This is a genomic window from Methanobrevibacter sp. (assembly GCF_045603845.1).
In the GTDB taxonomy this organism is placed as follows: domain Archaea; phylum Methanobacteriota; class Methanobacteria; order Methanobacteriales; family Methanobacteriaceae; genus Methanocatella.
On the sequence record NZ_JAZUMY010000027.1, the window covers coordinates 1 to 4,584 of the forward strand.

Consider the following 4,584-nt stretch of genomic DNA (forward strand, 5'->3'; position numbering starts at 1 on the left):
CCTCTTCCATGAAAACGAATTTCAATCATTAAATTTCCTCCATATATTTATCATGTATAATCATTATAAATTACAAAATATATAAATCTTATGTTATAATTTAATTTCACAATATTTTTGTTTAAATTTTAATTATTAATGCTTTTATTCAATGTAAATTTTCAATTATTTGTTTTTTAATCAAATAAAGAAATATTCAAATGATTTTAATTAATTAAATATCTTTTATCAATAATTTCCTTTTCAAAGATTTAATATAATATAACTTTAATAAATATAATTTTGAGGAGTTATTATGAAAGTTTTAATTATCACTGGTGATTTGGCTTATCCGTTAATTAAAAGTGTCGTTGAAGATTCAACGGAAGATGTTATAGTTCATATTGCCAATACTCAGGTTGCAGCATTTTTAACTCCCAGAATGATTATAAATGAAGTAAAAACTTATTTTGCAGACCAGATGGATGATATAGATTTGATTTTAGTTCCAGGTTTGATTAAAAAAGGCACCAAAGAAATCACAAAGGAGTTGGGAATTCCAACATTCAAAGGTTCAACCGACGGTGCTGATCTGGCAATGGTTTTAAATTTGCTTGAAAACATCCAGCTGTCTGAAGACAAACCTGCAGATAAACTGATTGAGGATGAAAAAAGAAAAGAAGCTTTCAAGATAATTGAAGACTTTGAAAATGATGAGGAAAATATTGAAAAGCTTCTTCAAAAGCCGAATAATATAAGAATCGGAAAGCTTCCTGTAGGAGAAGATTTCCCGATGAGGGTTCTGGCTGAAATAGCTAACGCTCCATTTTTATCAAAAGAAGCTTTAATAAATAAATGCCAGTATTTCGTAGATTGCGGAGCAGACATGATAGATATCGGTATGGCTGCCGGTGAAGATTTCTCGGATAAGGTTCCTGAATTGATTGATACATTAAGGCCGATTGTTGGAGATAGGCCATTAAGTATAGATACATTGAACACGGATGAAATCAAGGTCGCCGCCGAACATGGAATAGATTTTGTATTGAGTCTTGATTTGGGAAATCAGTCAAAAGTCGCACCATTATTAAAGGAAAAAGGTATTCCTGCAGTACTGCTTCCAACTAATTTCAGTGAAGGGATTTCTCCTAAAAGTCCCGAAGAACGTGTTGAGGCAATGCATCAGTTAATAAAGGATACTGATGGATTAAAGTATGTTGCCGATTTGATTTTGGATCCTGTCAACAGTGCAAGTATTGTGGAATCCATTATTGCATGCAGGGATTTCCATCAGGTTAACAAAGCCCCAATGTTTTTTGGTGTGGGAAATGTGACGGAACTGATGGATGCCGATTCAGGAGGTGTCAACGTGCTTCTTGCCGGAATCGGAATGGAACTGGGAGTCAGTATATTGTTCACTCCTGAGGAAAGCGGAAAAACCAGGGGAAGTGTTTATGAACTTGCGACCGCTTCAAAAATGATGTTTCTTGCAAAGCATAGAAAGTCAATTCCTAAGGATCTGGGAATTAATATGGTTGCATTTAAGGATAAGCACAAAAGAAATGACATTATAGAAAACGAATTGGATGGCATTCCACAGGCAAAGCTTTCAAAACCTATGAAATTTGTTCGCGATAAGGCAGGAAGTTTCAGAATAAATGTTGATTATGGAACTACCGTTAGCGAAAGCAGAATCATAGCAACTCATTTTAAGAAAAATAAAGCTGATTTAGTCATTGTCGGAAAAACAGCTAAAGAAATTTATGAAGAAATAATAAAAATAGAACTGGTCACCCGTATGGAGCATGCCGCATATTTGGGCAGTGAACTGCAAAAAGCGGAAATAGCAATGATTACGGGCAAAGAATATGTTCAGGATTTTGAACTGTTCAAAAATCCCGACCAATTTAAAAACTGATTATTCTGTCTATTCCGGATCAACAATATCAAAGTCTATACTTGGGGATGAAGAACTGCTTGAAGAACTTCCTCCGCCTGATGAAGATCCTCCTCCAGATGAACTTCCGCCACTATAGCTTCCACCGCTGCTTCTGGAGCTTGATGATGAGCTAGAGCTTGAAGATGAACTTGAAGATGAACTTGATGAAGAACTTTGACTTGATGAACTGGAACTAGTACTGTTTGAATCTCCAGTTAATATTGAAAGTAAATCTGTATCATTATTATCTGAGGTGTCATTTACGTCAGTAATATTGTTTGTTGTAACATCAGTACTGCTCGTGTAGACAAATGCACCCATTGTTAATATAATTATTGCAATGATGACTGATAAAATAACTATATTATCAAATTTCATACTTACCCTCCGATTGATATATTAGTAATATTTTTTATTCATTTTTATATATAATCTTTTCTTTAACTTATTTTATTTACAATCAATTTGTTTTTAATATCATGTAAAGATAAACTTTAAATTTTATTACCAATAATAAATAATTAAGTAAAAATATTTTGGGGTTTAATTTTGCAAAGTGAAGAATTAAGTATTAAAGATATTGATAAGGCACTTTTGGCCGAAGAATATGTTTCCAATAAGGAAATATCAACTACATTGTTTTTATCTTTTTTATTATCAAAACCTATGTTAATTGAAGGTCCTCCTGGTGTTGGTAAAACAGAACTGGCCAAAGTCGTTGCAAAAACATTTGACAGAGACTTTTTCAGGATACAGTGCTATGAAGGAATTACCTTTGAACAAATAGTTGGGGAATGGAATTACCAAAAGCAGCTTTTGCATTTGGAAGCGGCTAAAAATGCTGAAGCCAAGGAAGATACAATATTTGAAGAGGAATACTTTATTAGAAGGTCACTTTTAAATGCTTTTTTAAATGATAAAGATTCCGTTTTGCTGATCGATGAAATTGATAAGGCTGATGAAGAAGTGGAAAGTTTTCTGCTTCAGGCATTGGGTGAACAGGAAATCACAATCAATGATTTAGGAACATTCCAATTGAAAAATGATCTGATTGTAATATTAACGTCAAATTCCCAAAGGTCACTTCTGGATGAAACAAAGGACAGATGTCTTTTCTTATACATTCCGTATCCAAGCATAGAAAGGGAAATTGAAATAGTCAAATCCAAACTTCCTGACGCTGATGAGGACACTGTTTCAACTGTTGTCAAAATAGTTCACGATATCAGAAATCTTAATTTGCTTAAAAAGCCTTCAGTCAGAGGAACTGTCGACTGGGTCAAATCAGTTTCCAATTTAAAACATAAAAATACCAAAGATGCAATGATAGACAGTGTTGGTGTTGCTATCAAAACAGAAAGTGATAAAAAACGTGTCATTAAGGATGTTCTAGACAGGAATTATTAGAATGATAAACAAGATTGCTAATTTATCCGGTCGATTAAGACAGGAAGGTCTTCCAGTCAGTATCAGAAGTACTTATTCAGCTACTGAAGTTTATATGCAGCTTGGCGAGGCAGACAGGGACATGCTCAGAACTGCTTTAAGGGCAATTTATGTAAAGGACAGGTATGATATTCCTAAATTCAATAAGATTTTTGAAGAGATTTTCAAAAAGGAAAAAGAAAAATCAGATGAGGATAATCTTCCGGAGAGAGGCAAGGCATATAGGGGAACGGGTCCTAAGTCCAATAAATATATTATTAAAAAACAGGATAATGCTCAAAAGAAAGTTCAGGAAGCTAAAATGAGCAATGAAAAATTGAAGATGCTTTCAGGCCAGCCTTTACTGGATGAAGTAAAACAGCTTGAACGTGACGGCGAACTGATGAACAAGGACTTGACCAAACTAAACAGATTCGATCCAAGGATGCTTGAAATATGTCAAAGATTAGGTAAAAGAATAGCAAACAAACGTTCAAGACGTAAGGTCGAATCACATACTCATAAAATAGATATGAGAAGAACTATGAGGGCTAATCTGAAATACGGTGGAGTGCCGATAGAGCTCATAAAGGCAAAACCGAGGCCACATAAAAACGAACATCTGTTTTTAAATGACATCAGTGGATCATGTGAATGGATTAGCAGCTGGTTTTTCATGCTGATGTTTTCAGCACAGACTGCATTCAAGCGTTCAAGAACATTTGAATTTGATAATAAGGTAATTGAGACAACAAAAGCTTTAAAAGAAGAATATTTGATTGATTCATTTGTTAAAGTCAGAGATATGCGTGTTAGGAATATGATGGTTCACGGAACCTCTGATATGTATTCTGCCTTCAAACAGTTTCAGGAAAAGGCAAACATCAACAATAAATCTTATATAATTATATTATCAGACTGCCGAGACTGGGCAGGACCTAAAGTAAATAAAATCCCCGCAAGTGTCGAATTAGTGGAGGAAATGGTCAGAGACGCTAAAAAAGTGATTATTCTAAATCCTGAAGACAGGAATAAATGGGATATTGTGGACAGTTGCGTTTCACTTTATGAAGATGCCGGAGCGCATGTATTTGAAGTAAACACTCTAAACCAGCTGGCACAGTTTGTAGAGAAAATGTAGGTATTAATATGCAATGCAGTAAATGTGGTAATCCAAAAGTCATTATTAAAAAGAAACAATCGGGACAGATGCTATGCAAGGATTGTTTTATTGAATCAAT

At 34.2% G+C, this 4,584-nt stretch carries 5 protein-coding genes; 4 read left to right on the plus strand and 1 reads right to left on the minus strand.

Annotated elements, in window-relative coordinates:
- Positions 1-295 precede the first annotated feature (295 nt).
- Positions 296-1,897, plus strand: a complete 1,602-nt coding sequence (locus ACKI2W_RS02815) for a dihydropteroate synthase-like protein (RefSeq protein ID WP_407379024.1) — start codon at positions 296-298, stop codon at positions 1,895-1,897.
- A gap of 9 nt (positions 1,898-1,906) precedes the next feature.
- Here ACKI2W_RS02815 and ACKI2W_RS02820 read toward each other — a convergent pair whose 3' ends face one another.
- Positions 1,907-2,296: a hypothetical protein gene (locus tag ACKI2W_RS02820; RefSeq protein WP_407379026.1), complete on the minus strand. Its 390-nt coding sequence runs from the start codon at positions 2,294-2,296 to the stop codon at positions 1,907-1,909.
- 171 nt (positions 2,297-2,467) lie between these two features.
- Here ACKI2W_RS02820 and ACKI2W_RS02825 point away from each other — a divergent pair, with 171 nt between their 5' ends.
- From ACKI2W_RS02825 to ACKI2W_RS02835, 3 genes are all read left to right on the plus strand, one after another.
- A complete protein-coding gene (locus ACKI2W_RS02825; RefSeq protein ID WP_407379028.1) occupies positions 2,468-3,325 on the plus strand; it encodes an AAA family ATPase in 858 nt (285 codons plus the stop codon).
- A 1-nt stretch (position 3,326) separates the two neighbouring features.
- Positions 3,327-4,484 (plus strand): vWA domain-containing protein, encoded by a 1,158-nt coding sequence (locus ACKI2W_RS02830; RefSeq protein ID WP_407379030.1) that lies wholly within the window; start codon positions 3,327-3,329, stop codon positions 4,482-4,484.
- A gap of 8 nt (positions 4,485-4,492) precedes the next feature.
- Positions 4,493-4,584, plus strand: a 92-nt coding sequence (locus tag ACKI2W_RS02835; protein WP_407379032.1) for a hypothetical protein, incomplete at its 3' end; no start/stop codon positions are given.

Coding starts and splice junctions, on each gene's coding strand:
- ACKI2W_RS02815 (WP_407379024.1), top strand. CDS start 296: ATGAAAGTTTTAATTATCACTGGTGATTTGGCTTATCCGTTAATTAAA.
- ACKI2W_RS02820 (WP_407379026.1), bottom strand. CDS start 2,296: ATGAAATTTGATAATATAGTTATTTTATCAGTCATCATTGCAATAATT.
- ACKI2W_RS02830 (WP_407379030.1), top strand. CDS start 3,327: ATGATAAACAAGATTGCTAATTTATCCGGTCGATTAAGACAGGAAGGT.